Genomic DNA, 18,541 nt, shown 5'->3' on the forward strand with positions numbered 1-18,541 from the left:
TTGCGGTCAGCTCGCCGCGGCGCTGGCCGATTTCGACGCCGGCGGCTTCTGGACGCGGCGGAAATGCAGCACGATCCTAGTGCCGCTATGGGCCGGATCGCGTTCGACATCGGCTTCCAGCTTGGAGGCCATGGCGCTGACGATACGTTGGCCCATGCCGGTCGAACGCGGGTCGACCTTGACGTTGAGGCCGACGCCGTCGTCGGCGATCGCCAGAACGATGTCGTCACCGTCAGATGTGAGCTCGACATGGATCGGGCCGGCGCCGTCGGGATAGGCATATTTCACGGCGTTCATCACCAGTTCGTTGACGATGATGCCGATGGCAACCGCGCGATCCGGGTCGATCTCGATCGGTTCGGCGGTGAGCGTCAGCCGCGACATCTTGTTGCCTTCGGCGGAGCGTCGGAGGTCTTCCAGCAACGCTTCGAGATATTGATTCAGCAACACGCTCTTCAGGTCGTGCGAGGTGTAGAGCCGGCGGTGCACCTGCGCCACCGCGGCGACGCGTCCCATTGCGTTGGTCAGCGCCGCCTTGACGTCGTCCTGGGTCGCGGAATTGGCCTGCAAATGCAACAGCGACGCGATGATCTGCAGGCTGTTGCCGACGCGGTGATTGACCTCGCGCAGCAGCACCTCGCGCTCGGCCGCCAGCGCCGCGTAACGGTCGCGGGAAGCGTGGACCTCGGCTTCGGCCTCGTCGCGGGCCCGCTGCATCGCGGCCTGCCTGAGCGCGCCGTTGACGGCGACCTGCAGCAGCGGAATGAATTCGCCCTGCGCGTCCTTGACCAGATAGTCGGCCGCGCCGGCCTTCAGCGCGGTGACCGCAATCGCCGAATCCTGCGAGGCCGTGACGAACACCACCGGAGGTGCGCCGGGTATCGCGAGAATCCGCTCCAGCGTCTCCAGGCCGTCGAGACCGGGCATGTACTGGTCGAGCGCGACGGCGTCGATGCCGCCTTGCGCCAGCCGCGCCAGTCCTTGCTCGCCGCCTTCCGCATGCACGACCTTGAAGCCGGCACGCGTCAGGCCGCGGTCGACCAGCCGCGCCAAGCCGGCGTCGTCGTCGATATACAGCAGTGTCGGCGTCGCTGGGGTCATGTGGCGGCTGGCGGTACCTGAATAACGGAAAAGAACAGCCCGAGCTGGCGAATGGCGTTGGCGAAGCTTTCGTAGTTCACGGGCTTGGTGATGTAGACGTTACAACCGAGTTCGTAGCAACGCTTGATTTCCTGGGAATCGTCGGTGGTTGTCAGCACCACGACGGGCGTCGCCTTCAGGTATTTGTTTTCCTTGACCCGTTTGAGAATATCGATGCCGCTGGTATCGGGCAGATTGAGATCGAGCAGGATCAGCAGCGCGTTGCCCTTGTGCTCAAGGCCGGTCCCGTCCTTGCCGAACAGGTAGTTCAGCGCGTCTGTACCTGACGTGAACGGCACGATCTCATTGTTGACGCCGGATCGGCGGATATTCCGCTCGATCAGCCGGGCGTGGCCCTCGTCGTCCTCGATCATGATGATGGTGACAGGATTGCTCATGTCTCTCGGTTCCGGTTGGTGTTGTTCCATTTGATCGGCAGCGTGACCGTAAACGTGCTGCCCTGATGAAGTTCCGATGCGACCGACATGGTGCCGCCGAGCCGCCGCACCAGCGCGCGGACATGGGCGAGGCCGATGCCCTGGCCGGGTCTGTCCTGGGTTCCGGCGCGGCGAAACAGATCGAAGATGCGCTGGTGGTCCTTGGGGTCGATGCCGCGGCCGTTGTCGGAGACGTCGAAGATCGCAAAGCCGAGCTTGGTGCGGCCGCGGATATGGATGTCGCCCGGGACGCCGCTCCTCCGATACTTCAGCGCATTGTCGATCAGATTGGAGAATATCTGTTCCAGTGCCAGCCGGTCGCTGACGATATTGGGCAGCGGTTCGATCCGGATCTGCGCTTCGGCTTCCGCGGCCTGATGCGCGACCGTCGAAACGATGCCTTCCATCAGTTCACGGGTATCGATCCGCTCCGGCTTGAACTCGCGTCGCCCTTCGCGGGTCAGGTTGAGGATCGCCGATATCAGCCGGTCCATCTTGCCGATCGACGACTTGATGAAGCCCAGCGCCTCGGTGAAATCCTCCGAGAGCTGCTTGTCGGCGCCTTCAAGCACGGGTTCGGCGGTGTCGGTAGCGTTATCGGCGGTCAGAGGGGCTGCGGATTGCGTGCGGGCGAGCGCCGCGATCCGCCTGAAGATATCGCCGCGCAATTCCTCCAGCTCGCTGGTGAAGCCCATGATGTTCACCAACGGCGAGCGCAGATCGTGGCTGACGATATAGGCGAAGCGCTGAATCTCATCATTGGCTTCGCGCAGGTCGGCGGTGCGCTCGTCGACCGTGCTCTCGAGGTTGAGATTGTTGTCGCGCAATTGCACTTCCGCTTCGTCACGGGCGCGCGCCGAGCGTCGCACCAGCAGGATCGAAATGCCGGCCAGCGCGATGACGAGGCCCGAACCGGCCACGGTCACGATCGAGGCCAGTTGCTGGGTACGGTCGGCGGTCGCCGTGCGCATCGCGAACAAGCGGTTTTCTTCGGCGCGCATGGCGTCCGCGACTTCGCCGATTTTCTGGACGGAATCGCTGGCGCCAGCCTCGCGGAGCATGGCGATGCCGCCGGCGATATCGTTGCGTTTGACGAAATCGACCGCTCGGGCGAATTCGGCCAGCCGCGCCTCGACCGGCGGCCGCAGCCGTTTGACGTTGTCGCCCTGAACCGAATTGTCGCCGGTCAGTTGCATCAGCTTGTCGACATCGGGAAGGATGGTCGCAGCCACTGCTTCGTGCTCCGCCAGAAAACGCGGCTCGGAGGTCAGCAGATAGCCGCGCGCGGCGCTCTCGGCCCGGCGGATCTGCAGCAGCAGGGTGGAGAGCTGGTTTTCCGCCTCGACTGTGTGCACGACCCAGCCATTGTCTTCCCGTGATTTGTTGACCAGCAGGACCGAGGACGCGCTGATCGCAATCAGCACCAATAATGCCGCCGCAAGCAGCAGGATTTGTCCCATGGCGCGCCGGCGCTGGGCATCAGCCATCACAATGGCCTCGCGTCATGAAAAAAATGGAACAAGATGCCCCTGGCAGAATGGACCCCAATGCAGCCCCAACGCCGGGGAGCGGCGATGGGTTCCATGTGCCGTGGTATTCTTTCAGGAAGTTTTGCCGTCCGCGGCCTGGCCGGCGAGGTACTGCTCCAGCCAGTGGATATGATAGTCGCCGTCGATGATGCCGGGCTCGCGGACCAGGGCGCGGAACAGCGGCAGGGTGGTCTCGATGCCGTCGACCACCATCTCGTCAAGCGCCCGGCGCAGCCGCATCAGGCATTCGGCGCGGGTCTTGCCGTGGACGATCAGCTTGCCGACGAGGGAATCGTAATAGGGCGGGATGACGTAGCCCTGGTAGACGGCGGAATCGATCCGCACGCCGAGACCGCCGGGCGGGTGAAACTGGGTGATCTTGCCGGGTGAGGGGCGGAAGGTCTGCGGGTTTTCCGCATTGACGCGACATTCGATGGCGTGACCGATGATGGCGATCTCAGCCTGCGTCGCGGGCAGGTCGCCGCCGGCGGCGATGCGGATCTGCTCCAGCACGAGGTCGATGTCGGTGATCATCTCGGTGACGGGATGTTCGACCTGGATGCGGGTGTTCATTTCGATGAAATAGAACTCGCCGTCCTCGTACAGGAACTCGATGGTGCCGACACCGAGATATTTCATGTCCTGCATCGCCTTGGCGCAGGTCGCGCCGATCTTGGCGCGTGCAGCGGCCGACAGAACCGGCGAGGGGCCTTCTTCCCACACCTTCTGGTGCCGGCGCTGCAGCGAGCAGTCGCGCTCGCCGAGATGGATGGCGCCGCCACGGCCGTCGCCGAGCACCTGGATTTCGATGTGACGCGGCTTCTGCAGGTATTTCTCGAGATAGACCGAGGCGTCGCCGAACGCCGACTTGGCCTCGTTGGAGGCGGTCGAGAGCGCCATCATCAATTCGTCGGCGGTGTGTGCGACCTTCATGCCGCGTCCGCCGCCGCCGGCGGCAGCCTTCACCAGCACGGGAAAGCCGATCGCCTTCGCGATCGCCATCGCGTCGTCTTCGGGACCGACGCCGCCGTCGGAGCCGGGCACCACGGGAATGCCGAGCCGCTTGGCGGTCTTCTTGGCTTCGATCTTGTCGCCCATCAGGCGGATGTGTTCGGCCTTCGGGCCGATGAAATGCAGATTGTGCTCGCCGAGGATTTCGGCAAACCGGGCGTTTTCGGACAGGAAGCCATAGCCGGGATGCACGGCGTCGGCGCCGGTGATCTCGCAGGCTGCCAGCAGCGCCGGGATGTTGAGATAGCTGTCCTTCGACGGCGGCGGTCCGATGCAGACGCTCTCGTCAGCGAGGCGCACATGCATCGCATCGGCGTCCGCCGTGGAATGCACGGCAACCGTGGAGATGCCGAGTTCCTTGCACGCGCGCAAGACGCGCAGGGCGATTTCGCCGCGATTGGCTATCAGGATTTTATCGAACATCGCAGCGCCTGAAGGTTGCCGAACGTTATTCAATGATGACGAGGGGTTCGCCGAATTCGACCGGCTGGCCGTCTTCGATGAGAATCTGCGTCACGGTGCCCGCGCGCGGCGAGGGAATCTGGTTCATGGTCTTCATCGCTTCGATGATCAGCAGCGTCTGGCCGGCCGATACCTTGCTGCCGACCTCGATGAACGGCTTGGCGCCGGGCTCGGGCGACCAATAGGCCGTACCGACCATCGGCGAGGGCACCACGCCCGGGTGTTTTGCCAGATCGGCAACGGCGGCAGGCGTCACGGACGCGCCGGCGCCAACGGAAGCCGGGGCCTGATAATTCGCCGGCATCGAGGCCGTCATCGTGATGGTGCGCGCCACCCGCACCCGCAGGCCGGCGCGCTCGATCTCGATTTCGGTGAGGCTGGTCTCGTCCAGCAGCAGCGCGAGCTCGCGAATGAGCGCACTGTCGTTGCTGATGGAGTTTGCGGAGGACTTGTCCGCGGCTTTGTTCTCGGGCTGGCGCGCCATGCTCTTGATCCGGAATTCTCGATGTGGGTGACGGCTGAAGCGTCAGGCTTTGGTGTCGGTCGTCTGATCTCAGGTCTTCGAAGTCAGGGCTTGGCTATCAGGTCTTGGCCTTGGCGCCGATTTTGGCGGCAAGGCCGTTGATGGCGAGCCGGTAGCCATCGATCCCGAAGCCGCATAGCGACGCGAAGGCGGCCCTGGCGGTGAAGGAATGATGCCGAAAATCCTCGCGGGCGTGAATGTTGCTGACGTGTACTTCAACCGTCGGAATTTTCACCCCGACGATGGCGTCGTGCAGCGCGATCGAGGTGTGCGAATAACCGCCGGCGTTGATGATGATGCCGGCCGCCTTTGTCTCACGCGCCTCGTGGATGAAATCGATCAACTCGCCTTCACGGTTCGACTGCCGGCAATCAGCCTTGAGGCCGAACTGCGCGGCGGTTTCCGCGCACAGCTTCTCGACATCGGCGAGCGTCGCGTGGCCGTAGGTTTCCGGCTCGCGCGTCCCCAGCAGATTGAGGTTCGGGCCGTTGAGCACGTAGATCGTCGCGGCGGAGGCTCTTGCGGCGGAGGCTTGGGCCATCGGATTCCGTTGAATGGGGGCGGGTTGGTCGCGGGGTTATAGGTAACAACGGGGCCAAGGGGAAGCCTTGTGGGCCTCTGGAAGACCTGCCAACGGCCTCATCCGGTTGGTAAAAAGCCCTGTGGAACCTATGGAAATCATTGATTAACCAATATTTGGAGATGGCTTGGCAACCACGCAGGCCGGCACGCAAAAGGGGTGGGCATCTCTGCCCACCCCCCAAAGCGTTGGCTGCTAAGCCTCGCCTGCGCGAAAGCCGTTAGCCTTCGATGATGTAGACGATCTCATGCGTCTGCGGGCGGACGATGATGTACCGGCCGTGCACGAAGATCACGTCATAGCCACGCCACTCCGGATAGATCTCGACGATCCGGGCCGGCAGCGGATGGAAACGCACCGTGCCGGGGACAGTGGCGCCAACCGAAATGTTGAAGTTGACGTTGGTGGTCTCTTCGATCTTCTCCGACTTGATGGCGGAAACGATCTGGGTGCGCTTCTCGGCCGGCGGCGCCGCGGTCGCCGACGTGGCGGCGTTGCCCGTCGTGGTCTGCGCCTTCGTGTCCGCTCCGGTCTTGGTCTGAGCGTTCATGTTGCCGTTGGTCTTGGAACCTTCAGCAGCGTTCGTGGTGCCGGACTTGCTGTCGCGGCCCTCGGCAGCCGTCGTGCCGGACTTGCTGTCGCGGCCTTCCGCCTTCATGTCCTTGCCGCCCTTGGCCGAGTCGTTCTCGGAGCTGATGCTCTTCGACTTCTCGCCCTTAGTGTCTGGCCTGGTATCCTGGGCGCTCTTCGCAGCCGGCATCTTCTCGTTGGACTCCGCCTTCATGCCGGATTTTTCAGAGCCCTTGGTGCCGGAGGATTCCGCACCCTTTGTGCCGGCCGAGTCGTGGTTCATGGCGCCGGACGGAGCGGCGCGCTCCGACGAAGGCGCGGTCTGCTGAGTTGCGGCACCACCAGCAGCGCCGCTGCCTTCACGGTTCATGCCCTGCGCATTGGCAAAACCGGTTCCGGCGATCAGCGCCGCCGCAGCGACCGAAATCAAAAAGCGATTAGTCATAGGTAGTTCTCCTCACGTGTATGCATTGCCCGACCGACAACGGGGGGAGGTGGTCGATGTTCCCTGCTATTTGCGGTTCCCTCGATTTTGTTTTGTGCAAGCTGGTTTTGTTCGAGCGCGTTTGACGCAAGTTCGCTTGATGCAGGTGCTTTTGATGAATAGGTGATGAACGGTTTTGCCGAAGATTGCCGCAAACAAAAAGGCCGGCTTGTAAGCCGGCCTTTTCGACGTTTCGCTGGATCGATGTTCGCCGGATCGGCGAGGCGTCAGCAGGTCGCCTTGCCGCAGCGGGCGATGCCGATCTTTTCCTTCAGGCTGTCGACGCCGACCGCGCCGATCACGACCTGCTTGCCGATCACGTAGCTCGGGGTGCCGTTCATGCCCATGGCTTCGGCCAGCTTGAAGTTTTCCTCGATCGTGTTCTTCACCTCGGAGCTCGCCAGATCCTTCTCCAGTTTGCCCATGTCGAGGCCGACCTCCTTGGCAACGGCCATCGCGCGCGCCTTGTCGGCAGCACCCCGGCCGCCGAGCAGCTTCTGGTGGAAGTCGAGATACTTCTTGCCGGTCGGATCCTGCATGCGCACGGCAACCGCGACCTGGGCGGCTTCGACCGAGCCGGCGCTCAGCACCGGAAATTCCTTGAGCACGACCTTCAGCTTCGGATCGGCCTTCATCAGTTCCATCATGTCGGCCATCGCGCGTTTGCAGTAGCCGCAATTGTAGTCGAAGAACTCGACGAAGGTGACGTCGCCGTCCTTGTTGCCGAGCATGACGCCGCGCGGCGAGTTGAAGATCGCATCGGCGTTCTTGGAGACGCCGGCCTCGTGCTTTTCGGCTTCCGCCGCCGACTGGCGCTTCGACAGTTCGGTCATCGCCTCTTCGAGCACTTCCGGATGCGCAATCAGATAATTCCGGACGATGCTCTCGATATCGCCGCGCTGGGTATCGTTGAAGCTCTGTGCCGAGGCGGGCAGCGGGACGCCGCCGAGCGCGAGCGCCAGCAGTGCGGGAGCGAGGAAACGGAACGAGGCCATCAGCAAATCCTTTTACGGCGAGTTCCCGGCGGTGTCGTGAAGCCGGCTCTTGGAATACGTTTCAATTTCGGTTCGGTTCTAGCTTGATCTATCTTAACCCGGTTTATTTCTAGTTGCTTCTCTGCCCCGGCAGCGGCTTGGCGCTCACAATGTCGTCAGCCTTGACCCATCCCGGCGTCCCGATCGCAAAACGGGTCTTTGCCCTTGAAGCGAGGTCGCGCGCGGTCTTGTTGTCACCGCGGAGGTAGGCCGCCTGTGCCGATGCGAGATCGGCCTGCGCGTAGTCCCCCTTGCGGCCATAGGCCATGGCAAGCTGCGAGAAACCTAACGGCGCTTCGGTCTCGCGCGCCACCGCCGCGCGAAGAATCGTGATCGCCTCATCCGTGTTGGCGGTATTATTAGCCGCTACCAGTGCCTGCCCAAGTAACATCTCCATGAGCGGGGCGTTATTGGAGAGCTGCACCGCCTTGCGGAGCGGCGCGATGGCTTCCGCCGGCTTGCCGCCCTCCAGCAGCGCCTGGCCGCGCACCTCATAGAAATAGGGGTTGCCGGGCTGCAACGCGATCAGGCCGTCGATCTGGGCGATCGCGCTGCGCAGATCGCCATGCAGGTAGGTGGTGATGGCATGCGCATAGCGGGCGGGCAGGCTGGTGTTGGACATCGGATAGCGCCGGTACACGGTTTCCTGCCGCTCCATGAAAGCCGAGATCTTGGCCCGCACCATGTCGTGGCGCATCTGCAAAGCGGGGTCGTCCTTCTTGTCCCAATACGGGCTGGAGCGCGCCAGTTCCTCCAGCGCGCGGACGCGCTCGGCCGGCATCGGATGCGACTGCAGGTAGGGGTCAGCGCCGCGCGCCGCGAACAGGCTCTCGTCGGAAAACCGCTTGAAGGTTTCCCACATGCCCCTGGGCGATTGACCGGTCGCGGTCAGAAACTTCACGCCGGCCTTGTCGGCGTTTTCTTCCTGCTGGCGCACGTAAGACAGCAGGTTGCGCTTGATCATTTCGCCCGGTGCGGAAAACGCGGCCGCGCCGGCATTGGTCAGGCCGCTACCGGCGCCGCCGCGCGCGCCGGCCACCATCGCGCCGGCGCCGAGCAGCATGGCGATGATCATCTGGGTTTGTGCCTGCGCGAGCTGCTCGCGCATCTTGGCGAGATGGCCGCCGGCCAGATGGCCGGTTTCGTGGGCCAGCACGCCGATGATCTGGTTCGGCGTTTCCGACTGCATCATCGCGCCGTAGTTCACGAAGATGCGGCGGCCGTCGGCGACGAACGCGTTGAACTGGCTGTCGTTGATGATCACCATCTGGATGTTCTGTTTTTCCAGACCGGCGGCGCGCAGGATCGGCCTTGTATATTCGCGCAGCAACTGCTCGGACTCGGTGTCCCGCAGGAACGACGGACCCTTGCCCTCCTGCGCAAGTGCTGCCATCGGCGCGACGGTGAGCGCCGCCGCCACCGTCAGGGCGGTCAGCTTCAGCTTTTTCTTGGCAAAGGCGATACGAAGCAGCATGAGCGGTCTTTTGTCGGGGCGGTAGGAGATGGGGCGCGTCCGGATTGGCCGTGATCCGTTCGGTTCTAATTCTTGTCGCGAACCGGTATCACTTCGCCGGAAAACGCTATAACAAGCCACCGAATGCGGCCAGTCTGGGGCGGTAACCGGTTCGGGAACCCAATATCGGCGATAGCCTCCCAAATAGCAGAAATCGATGCACGAAGCGACACTTAGAGACCGCGTGAAAACCCTGCTGACCCCGTCGGCGCGGAGCGATGTTCCGCCGTTCATGGTGATGGACGTGATGGCGGCCGCAGCAAGGATCGAAGCGGCGGGCGGGCATGTCATTCACATGGAAGTCGGCCAACCGGCGGCCTCCGCCCCGAAGGTCGCGATCGCAGCGGCCCATGCGGCGCTCGACGAGATCAGGATCGACTACACCTCGGCGCTCGGCATTCCCTCGCTACGGGCGCGCATCGCCAGGCACTACCGCGATACTTACGGCTGTTCGGTCGATCCTGACCGGATCGTGGTCACCACCGGCTCGTCCGGCGGGTTCATCCTGGCGTTTCTGTCGATGTTCGAACCCGGCGACCGGGTTGCGGTGACCGTGCCCGGTTACCCGCCTTACCGCCATATCCTCACGGCGCTCGGCTGCGAGCCGGTGCTGATCGAGACGACGAACGAGACGCGCCATGCGCTGACCGGGGAAGCGTTGCTGGCGGCGCATCGCAAGGCGCCGCTGAAGGGCGTGCTGGTCGGCAGCCCCGCCAATCCGACGGGAACGATGATGTCGCGCGAGGCGCTCACCGGCCTGATCGCGGCGGCCGAGGGGGCCGGCATCCGTTTCATTTCCGACGAAATCTATCACGGCCTCGATTACGCGTTTCCGGCCGTCACCGCCGCGGAGCTCTCACCGCAGGCGCTGGTGATCAACTCGTTCTCGAAATACTTCTGCATGACCGGCTGGCGGGTCGGCTGGATGGTGGTGCCGGAGCCGCTGGTGCGGCCGATCGAACGGCTGCAGCAGAACCTGTCGATCTCGGTGCCGACGCTGTCGCAGATCGCTGCCGAAGCCGCCTTCGAAGGGCGCGAGGAGATGGAGGCGATCAAGCACGGCTACGAGGCGAACCGCCGCATCCTGATCGAAGGCCTGCCGAAGGCCGGACTGACAAAATTCCTGCCGGCCGATGGCGCGTTCTACCTCTATGCGGATGTTTCCAACTTCACATCGGACAGTTTCGAATTCGCCAGCCGGATGCTGGAAAAGGCCCATGTCGCGGCCACGCCGGGCGTCGACTTCGATCCGATCCATGGCCGGGCCTTCGTGCGCTTCTCCTACGCGCGCTCGGCCGACGAGATGCGCGAAGCGGTAGCGCGCATCTCGCGCTGGCTCGGCTAGCGTCCGGCCGTCATCGATCCATCCTTCCTTCATGCGACCTCAAAACCGGAGTACTGTCCTTGTCCGCCAGAACCCTGTCCGATCCCGCCGCCGTCAGGCATTTTCCGCTTGCCGAGCTGCTGTGGCCGCGCCGCGAAGACCGGTCGTTCCGTGTTTTGCGCGGCGCCATCCTGATTGCGCTCGGAACCGCGCTGCTGACGCTGTCGGCCAAGGTCAATCTGCCGCTGCCCTATGTGCCGATGACGCTGCAGACGCTGGTCGTGCTGATGATCGGCGCCGCCTATGGCTGGCGGCTCGGCAGCCTTACCGTGATCGCCTATCTGGCCGAGGGTGCGATCGGTCTGCCGGTATTCGCCGGTCCCGTCGGCGGTCTCGCGCCGCTGGTCGGTCCGACCGCGGGATATCTCTACGGTTTCGTGCTGGCGGCGTTCGCCACGGGCTGGCTGAGCCAGCGCGGCTGGGACCGGTCGGTGCTGTGGCTGTTCGTCGCAATGGGAATTGGGCACGTCCTCATTCTCGGCACAGGCTTCGCCTGGCTCGCGTTCGGCATGAAGCTCGGCACAGGCAAGGCGTGGCTGGTCGGCATCGCGCCGTTTATCGCGGCATCGCTGGTCAAGAACGCGCTCGGCGCCACGCTGGTGCCGGCGATCCGGCGGCTGTTCGCGCCGCGCGCCTAGAACGATATCGTCCGCGCGCCTAGAACGATACCGTCTGGAATCAGTGGCGCGCGGCGTAATGGCATTGACTTCGCTGGCCCATTTGATTTGGCTGTAAATCAGCGGAAGCGCGCGCGATGCGCGTAACTCCGGAAAAACTTTCTGAGGGGGGAGTAAACATCATGGCAGCAACGATTGCGGTGGACGCACCGGCGAAGGCGGCAAAGCCCTGGTACCGGGTTCTCTATGTTCAGGTGCTGATTGCCATTGTGCTCGGTGCGCTTTTCGGCTGGCTTGAGCCCGCCTACGCGACCAACGACTGGATCAAGGCGCTCGGCGACGGCTTCATCAAGCTGATCAAGATGGTGATCGCGCCGATCATCTTCTGCACCGTGGTATCTGGCATCTCGCATATCCAGGACGCCAAGAAGGTCGGCCGCATCGGCGTCAAGGCGCTGGTCTATTTCGAAATCGTCTCGACCTTCGCGTTGCTGATCGGGCTGATCGTCGGCAACGTCGTCAGGCCCGGCTCGGGGTTCGGCGGGGCGGGCGCGAACGCGCAAGCCGTCGCCGGTTTCGCCAAGCAGGCCGAGGCGCAGAAGAGCGTCGATTTCTTCCTGCACATCATTCCCGACACCGTGGTCGGCGCCTTCGCGCAGGGTGAAATCCTCCAGGTACTACTGTTCTCGATCCTGTTCGGCTTCGCGATCATGGGGCTCGGCGAGCGCGGCCATACCATTCGATCCTTCATCGACGATGCCGCGCATGCGGTGTTCGGCGTCATTTCGATCGTGATGAAGGCTGCACCGATCGGCGCGTTCGGCGCCATGGCGTTCACGATCGGCAAGTTCGGCACCGGTGCGATCCTGAACCTGATGGGGCTGATCGCGACGTTCTATCTCACCGCCGCGCTGTTCGTGTTCGTCGTGCTCGGCGTCATCGCGCGCATCGTCGGCTTCTCGATCTTCAGGTTCCTGGCCTACATCAAGGACGAACTGTTGATCGTGCTCGGCACGTCGTCCTCGGAAAGCGCGCTGCCGTCCTTGATGGAAAAGCTCGAGCGGCTCGGCTGTTCCAAGTCGGTCGTCGGTCTCGTGGTGCCGACCGGTTACTCGTTCAATCTCGACGGCACCAACATCTACATGACGCTGGCGACCTTGTTCATTGCGCAGGCGCTCGGCTTCGACCTGACGCTCGGACAGCAGATCACCATTCTGCTGGTCGCGATGCTGACCTCGAAGGGGGCATCCGGCATCACCGGCGCCGGCTTCATCACGCTGGCGGCGACGCTGGCGGTGGTCGATCCGCGGTTGGTGCCGGGCATGGCGATCGTGCTCGGCATCGACAAGTTCATGAGCGAGTGCCGCGCGCTGACCAACCTGTGCGGCAACGGCGTCGCCTGCGTGGTGGTGTCGTGGTGGGAGGGTGAGCTCGATCAGGACAAGCTGCGTGTCAGCCTCACCAGGCAGATCGATCCGACCGACATGGAGACCGCAGTCACGACCGATTAGCGCGTTAAAGACCTTTGCGGCTCAAAAGGCGCCGGCAGGCTAATCTGCCGGCGCCAATAAAAAACGGGAGAGAGAAATTGATCGGATTTCGAATTCTGCAGCGAACCCGCAAGGTCGACGCCGATACGGTGGCGAAGTTCAGCGCGCTGCCGGTCGCCAATATCAGCGATTCGATGTCGCGGATGACGGCGGGCGGCGCGGCGCTGCGCCCGATGCATGCCGGCGGCGTGCTCGCCGGACCTGCGTTCACGGTCAAGACGCGGCCGGGTGACAACCTGATGCTGCACAAGGCGATCGATACCGCCGAACCCGGCGACGTCATCGTGGTCGACGGCGGCGGCGACCTGACCAATTCGCTGATCGGCGAAATGATGTCCGCGCATGCCGAGCATCGCGGCATCGCCGGCATGGTGATCTACGGTTCGATCCGCGACTACGACACGATCCATGCCGGTAAATTTCCGATCTTCGCCGCCGGCGTCACCCACCGCGGCCCCTACAAGGACGGCCCCGGCGAGATCAACGTCCCGATCGCGATCGACGGCATGGTGATCGAGCCCGGCGACCTCATCGTCGGCGACGGTGACGGGATCGTCTGCGTTCCCTTTGGAAGCACCGCGGAGGTGCTGAAGGCCACGACCGCGAAGCACGAGGCGGAAACCAAGCAGCTCGCCGCGATCAAAGCCGGCAAGAGCGACCGTAGCTGGGTCGACGCCAGCCTGAAGAAGCTCGGCGTCATCGCTTAAGCGAGAGGGAGCGGATCATGCCGAACGGAATGGCAATGCCGGGCCGTCACGCCATGCCGCGACGGCTCGCTTGTGGCTGCTATGCGCCGCCGGCCGGCATGCTGGCGGCGATGGCGGTCAACGAGGTATCCCCCGATGCCGCCGCTTCGCCGGTCAATGTCGAGGCGGCAGCGGGAGCCAGGTCGAAGTCCGCAGGCGCGGCGGCGAGTAGCCTGGTGATCGATTGCCACGGGCATTACACCACCGAGCCGAAGGCCCCGTTCGATTGGCGCAAACGTCAAATTGATGCGATCGGCGATCCATCCCGGGCGCCTCGTATCGACGAGTTAGAGATCTGCGACGACCAGTTGCGCGAGAGCGTCGAGGGCGCACAGTTGCGGCTGCAACGCGAGCGCGGCACGTCGCTGACGATCTTCTCGCCACGCGCCTCCGGCATGGGCCACCATGTCGGCGACGCCTCGATCTCCGCCGCGTGGTCGCGGGTCTCGAACGACCTGATCTTCCGGCTCACAAAACTCTATCCGAAGAATTTTACCGGCGTCTGCCAGTTGCCGCAGTCGACCGGTGTCGCGCCCAAAAACTGCATTGCCGAACTCGAACGCTGCGTCAACGAACTCGGCTTTGTCGGCTGCAACCTCAACCCGGATCCGTCAGGCGGATTCTGGAAGGAGCCGCCACTATCAGACGAATGGTGGTATCCGCTCTACGAGAAGATGGTCGAGCTGAACGTTCCGGCGATGGTCCATGTCAGCGCCTCCGCCAATTCCGTCTTCCACGCCACCGGCGCGCACTACATCAATGGCGACACCACCGCGTTCATGCAGTTCCTGACCTCGGACCTGTTCCGCGACTTCCCGACGCTGAAGTTCATCATCCCGCATGGCGGCGGCGCGGTGCCCTATCACTGGGGCCGCTATCGCGGGCTGGCACAGGACATGAAGCGTCCGCCGCTGTCGGAACTGCTGCTGAACAACGTGTTCTTCGATACCTGCGTCTATCATCAGGCCGGTATTGATCTGCTGACGAAGGTGATCCCGGCGAAGAACATCCTGTTCGCCTCAGAGATGGTCGGCGCGGTCAGGGGGATCGATCCGGAAACCGGATATCCCTTCGACGACACCAAGCGCTACATCGAGCAGTCGCCCGCGCTCGGCGCCGCTGAGCGGCGCGCGATCTTCGAAACCAATGCGCGGGCCGTCTACGGGCGGCTGTCCGCGAGGCTCGACGGCTGAGGCCGCGTCCAGGCACGGACAAAACAAAACCGCCCGGTTTTGCCGGGCGGTTTTTCTTTTTTTGAATGTTGGCGTTACTCGCCGTTGCCGAAGCGCCGTGACCACCAGCCGGCCTTGCGCGGCGCGGCAGCTTCGCCGCTCTCGGCCGGTGCGGGTTCTGCAGGTGCCGGAGCCGAGACCGGCTCCGGCGCGCTGTGGCTGATGACAGGCGCCGGATCGGCAGGAACGGTGCTGCTGGTCGCGAAGCTGACCTTTTCGCGCACGGTCGAACGGCGCCGCGCGGCGGCCCGGTCGGCTTCCTGCGTGGTTTCTTCAACCACTGGGGCGCTAACCGTGGGCGCACTCGCGACCGGCTCAGGCGGAGCATAGGCCGCTGATGCGGGTTCATGCTGCGCCGGTTGCCAGGCCGGCTCGGGCTGGATCAGCGTTGGGGCGGGCTCGTACGAGCCGCCGTCGAAGTCGGCCACCGCGTTGGCGGCTTCCGGAGCCGATGTCGGCCCGAGTTCGTCCGCGATCGATCCGGCCAGACCGTCTTCCGGCCCGTTGCCGCGCCGACGGCGTCCGCCACGGCGACCGCGGCGGCGCGGACGGCGCTCGCCATTCGCCGGCTGATCGCCGCGAACCACGCCGGGCTGGTCGTCGCCTTCGTCCTCGTCGGATTCGCTGTCGTCGCCGGTGCCGGGGCTTTCCATGGCTTCGGCCACGACACGCATGGCATCGTTTTCTTCGCGGGGGGCACCATTGTCCTCGCGGGGCGCGCCGCCCTCGCGGGGTTCGCCGCGGCCGCGCCGGCGCCGGCGCCGCTTGCGACGGTGACCGTCCGCGTCGGTTTCGCCGCCGGCTTCTTCGCCGCCGACGGCGTCTTCCACCAGACCCTCGGTCTCTTCGGTTTCGACTTCGCCTTCGGTCTCGAGATCGAACCCTTCCTCGTCGTCATAGGGCTCGTCGACCTGCGGCGGGGAGGCGGCGGCCTGCGCTGCCAGCAACGCCTTGGCGGCTTCCAGCGTATGCACCTGTTCGCCGCGGTCGATGATGAACGACTGCTGGCCGCTCACGGTCGGATCGGCAACGATGGCGAGCGAGACCTTGAAGGAATTTTCGAGATCGCGCAGATGGCCGCGCTTGTGGTTGAGGACATAGAGCGCGACGTCGGTCCGGGTCCGCACCACCAGATTGTGGGTGGCGCCCTTCATCAGGATCTCTTCGATGCCGCGCAGCAGTTGCAGCGCCACTGACGATACCGAGCGAACGTGACCGCTGCCGCCGCACTGCGCGCAGGGCTCGGTCGAGCTTTCCAGCACGCTGGCGCGAATACGCTGGCGCGACATTTCGAGGAGGCCGAAATGCGAGATGCGTCCGACCTGGATGCGGGCGCGATCCTGCCGCAGGCAGTCACTGAGCTTGCGCTCGACCGCGCGGTTGTTGCGCTTCTCGTCCATGTCGATGAAATCGATGACGATCAGGCCGGCGAGGTCGCGCAATCGAAGCTGGCGGGCGACTTCCTCTGACGCCTCCAGGTTGGTCTTGAGCGCGGTATCCTCGATGTGGTGTTCGCGGGTCGAGCGGCCGGAGTTGACGTCGATCGAGACCAGCGCCTCGGTCTGGTTGATGACGATATAACCGCCGGAGCGCAGTTGCACCGTGGGCGAGAACATCGCGTCCAACTGGCTCTCGACTCCCATCCGCGAGAACAGCGGCTGGCCGTCGCCATACTTGCGCACCGCCCGCACATTGGAGGGCATCAGCATCTTCATGAAGTCGCGCGCTTCCTGGTAGCCGGCTTCGCCGGCGACCTGGATTTCGTCGATTTCCTTGTTGTAGAGGTCGCGCAGCGAGCGCTTGATCAGCGAGCCTTCCTCGTAGACGAGGGTGGGGGCCTGCGACTTCAGCGTCATGTCGCGCACGGTTTCCCACATCCGGATCAGATATTCGAAGTCGCGCTTGATCTCGGGCTTGGTTCGTGAGGCGCCGGCGGTACGCAGGATGATGCCCATGCCCTCCGGCACGTCGAGATCCTGCACCACTTCCTTGAGCCGCGAACGGTCCTGAGCCGAGGTGATCTTGCGGCTGATGCCGCCGCCACGGGCGGTATTGGGCATCAATACGGCATAGCGGCCGGCCAGCGACAGATAGGTGGTCAGCGCAGCGCCCTTGTTGCCGCGCTCTTCCTTGACGACCTGAACCAGCATCACCTGGCGGCGCTTGATGACTTCCTGGATCTTGTACTGGCGACGCGGACGGAAGGCGCGCTCCGGAACTTCTTCCAGAACGTCGTCGCCGCCGACGGATTCGACGACTTCTTCCTCGGCGTCGTCGCCATCGTCTTCTTCATCGTCATGATGTTCGTCGCCATGATTTCCGTCACCATGGGCGGCGGCATGCTCATCATGCGCGTGGGCTTCGTGCCCTTCGCCGGCGTGCTCGCCATGCGGCGCGTCGTCGGCATGGGCGGCGTTTTCGAGCGCGTGCTCCTCGGCATGTTCGTGCGCGTGATCGACATGCGCATGCTCATGCGCTTCAGCGCCGGGTAGTTCATGCGCGATCGCAACGGCCGGCGCCTCGTGGGTCGCGGTGCTCGATTCAGCGGCCGGCGCTTCGGCTGCAACAGGCTCATGGTGATGGTCGTCACCATGCGCATGGTGATCTTCATGCTGGTGATCGTGATCATGGCCATGATCGTGGTCATGCGAATGATCGTGCGCGTGCTCATGTCCTTCATGGTCATGCGCGTGATCGTGATGTTCCGCGTCGGTGTGCGAATGCTCGCCGTGGGCTTCGCCGGCGTGGAGGCCTTCTGAATGTTCTTGCGGATGTTCCGGCGCATGCTCCTGCCCCGGATAGGGCTGCTGAGGCTGCGAAGGGTCGACGCCGGCGTTCTCGACGACGTCGCTCTGGACGCGGTCGCCATGGCCGCGCCGGCGGGCGTTGCGATGACGGGAGCGGCCGCCGCTGCGGCGGTGGCTGGAGCGGTTCTCGCTCTCTTCCTCGGCCTCGCGATGGGCGCGTTCGTCGGCTTCGATCAGCGCCTGACGGTCGGCGACCGGGATCTGGTAGTAGTCGGGGTGGATTTCGCTGAAGGCCAGGAAGCCGTGGCGGTTGCCGCCATACTCGATGAAGGCGGCCTGCAGCGACGGCTCTACGCGCGTGACTTTGGCGAGATAGATATTGCCGCGCAGTTGTTTGCGCTGGGCGGTCTCGAAATCAAATTCTTCGACGCGATTGCCGCGGACCACGACAACCCGGGTCTCTTCCGGGTGGGTAGCATCGATCAACATCTTGTTGGGCATTTTGGAGCTCTTGACGGCGGCGGGCGCGGAGCAGGACGCGCGCAAATTGCGCGGCCCGGTGACGCGACGGTCCACCTGATTCGGGGGTGAGGGGAAGGCCAAAACGCAAACCTTGGCGCCGCACCGAACGGGGTCCCACCGGGGCGAGACGACGCGCGAAGCTTTCGCTTCGCGTCGGCGCGATCGTTCCGTGGATCTTGGTCGGCAACACAGTCTGGCGCATCAAGCGTCGGCCCGTCTGAACATGTTGGCGGCAAAAAGATACCGCCTTGTCTCTTCGCTGAAAGCCCCGGCGCGGCGCCAAAGCGCCCGCCAGCCATCGCATATCGGACCGTTTTGGGTCCGGATAATCGGTTCTGCCATGTCTCAAACCGTCCCTGGAGCAGAAAGATACCTGGGACCGGACGCCGCTCGGGCTCGAAACCGCCACTCCGTGTCAGCCGCGCGCGGCGCTGGCCGTGGAGGGATCGGGAAAGACGCT

15 protein-coding genes are annotated in these 18,541 nt (G+C 64.0%); 5 read left to right on the plus strand and 10 right to left on the minus strand.

The window, feature by feature from the left end; translation table 11 throughout:
* Positions 1-6 precede the first annotated feature (6 nt).
* From BLS26_RS33875 to BLS26_RS33915, 9 genes are all read right to left on the minus strand, one after another.
* The gene (locus BLS26_RS33875) at positions 7-1,101 is read right to left on the minus strand and encodes a sensor histidine kinase (protein WP_092516867.1); all 1,095 of its coding nucleotides are present in this window, start codon (positions 1,099-1,101) and stop codon (positions 7-9) included.
* Positions 1,098-1,538, minus strand: coding sequence for a response regulator (locus BLS26_RS33880; protein WP_092516868.1), 441 nt, complete (start codon positions 1,536-1,538; stop codon positions 1,098-1,100). The genes BLS26_RS33875 and BLS26_RS33880 overlap by 4 nt, the downstream gene beginning before the upstream one ends.
* Positions 1,535-3,064, minus strand: coding sequence for a CHASE3 domain-containing protein (locus BLS26_RS33885; protein WP_371360719.1), 1,530 nt, complete (start codon positions 3,062-3,064; stop codon positions 1,535-1,537). The genes BLS26_RS33880 and BLS26_RS33885 overlap by 4 nt, the downstream gene beginning before the upstream one ends.
* A gap of 114 nt (positions 3,065-3,178) precedes the next feature.
* Positions 3,179-4,540 carry an acetyl-CoA carboxylase biotin carboxylase subunit gene (gene accC / locus BLS26_RS33890; RefSeq protein ID WP_092516870.1) on the minus strand — a complete coding sequence of 454 codons (1,362 nt, stop codon included), beginning with the start codon at positions 4,538-4,540 and terminating at the stop codon, positions 3,179-3,181.
* A 25-nt stretch (positions 4,541-4,565) separates the two neighbouring features.
* A complete protein-coding gene (accB, locus tag BLS26_RS33895) occupies positions 4,566-5,063 on the minus strand; it encodes an acetyl-CoA carboxylase biotin carboxyl carrier protein (protein ID WP_092516872.1) in 498 nt (165 codons plus the stop codon).
* 97 nt (positions 5,064-5,160) lie between these two features.
* Positions 5,161-5,643 (minus strand): type II 3-dehydroquinate dehydratase, encoded by a 483-nt coding sequence (aroQ, locus tag BLS26_RS33900; protein WP_092516873.1) that lies wholly within the window; start codon positions 5,641-5,643, stop codon positions 5,161-5,163.
* 259 nt (positions 5,644-5,902) lie between these two features.
* Positions 5,903-6,697, minus strand: a complete 795-nt coding sequence (locus BLS26_RS33905; RefSeq protein ID WP_092516874.1) for a DUF1236 domain-containing protein — start codon at positions 6,695-6,697, stop codon at positions 5,903-5,905.
* A 266-nt stretch (positions 6,698-6,963) separates the two neighbouring features.
* Complete coding sequence (locus BLS26_RS33910) at positions 6,964-7,731, minus strand: DsbA family protein (protein ID WP_092516875.1); 768 nt, start codon at positions 7,729-7,731, stop codon at positions 6,964-6,966.
* Between the two features lie 109 nt (positions 7,732-7,840).
* Positions 7,841-9,244, minus strand: a complete 1,404-nt coding sequence (locus BLS26_RS33915) for a M48 family metalloprotease (RefSeq protein ID WP_092516877.1) — start codon at positions 9,242-9,244, stop codon at positions 7,841-7,843.
* 196 nt (positions 9,245-9,440) lie between these two features.
* Here BLS26_RS33915 and BLS26_RS33920 point away from each other — a divergent pair, with 196 nt between their 5' ends.
* From BLS26_RS33920 to BLS26_RS33940, 5 genes are all read left to right on the plus strand, one after another.
* The gene (locus tag BLS26_RS33920; RefSeq protein ID WP_092516878.1) at positions 9,441-10,628 is read left to right on the plus strand and encodes a pyridoxal phosphate-dependent aminotransferase; all 1,188 of its coding nucleotides are present in this window, start codon (positions 9,441-9,443) and stop codon (positions 10,626-10,628) included.
* A gap of 116 nt (positions 10,629-10,744) precedes the next feature.
* Positions 10,745-11,305: a biotin transporter BioY gene (locus BLS26_RS33925; RefSeq protein ID WP_371361054.1), complete on the plus strand. Its 561-nt coding sequence runs from the start codon at positions 10,745-10,747 to the stop codon at positions 11,303-11,305.
* Between the two features lie 161 nt (positions 11,306-11,466).
* Positions 11,467-12,795, plus strand: coding sequence for a dicarboxylate/amino acid:cation symporter (locus BLS26_RS33930; RefSeq protein WP_092516879.1), 1,329 nt, complete (start codon positions 11,467-11,469; stop codon positions 12,793-12,795).
* A 77-nt stretch (positions 12,796-12,872) separates the two neighbouring features.
* A complete protein-coding gene (locus BLS26_RS33935) occupies positions 12,873-13,541 on the plus strand; it encodes an RraA family protein (RefSeq protein ID WP_092516880.1) in 669 nt (222 codons plus the stop codon).
* A gap of 212 nt (positions 13,542-13,753) precedes the next feature.
* A complete protein-coding gene (locus BLS26_RS33940) occupies positions 13,754-14,773 on the plus strand; it encodes an amidohydrolase family protein (RefSeq protein ID WP_092518942.1) in 1,020 nt (339 codons plus the stop codon).
* Between the two features lie 74 nt (positions 14,774-14,847).
* Here BLS26_RS33940 and BLS26_RS33945 read toward each other — a convergent pair whose 3' ends face one another.
* Positions 14,848-18,060, minus strand: a complete 3,213-nt coding sequence (locus BLS26_RS33945; RefSeq protein WP_092518944.1) for a ribonuclease E/G — start codon at positions 18,058-18,060, stop codon at positions 14,848-14,850.
* Between the last annotated feature and the right edge of the window lie 481 nt (positions 18,061-18,541).

It is taken from the genome of Afipia sp. GAS231 (assembly GCF_900103365.1).
Taxonomy (GTDB): domain Bacteria; phylum Pseudomonadota; class Alphaproteobacteria; order Rhizobiales; family Xanthobacteraceae; genus Bradyrhizobium.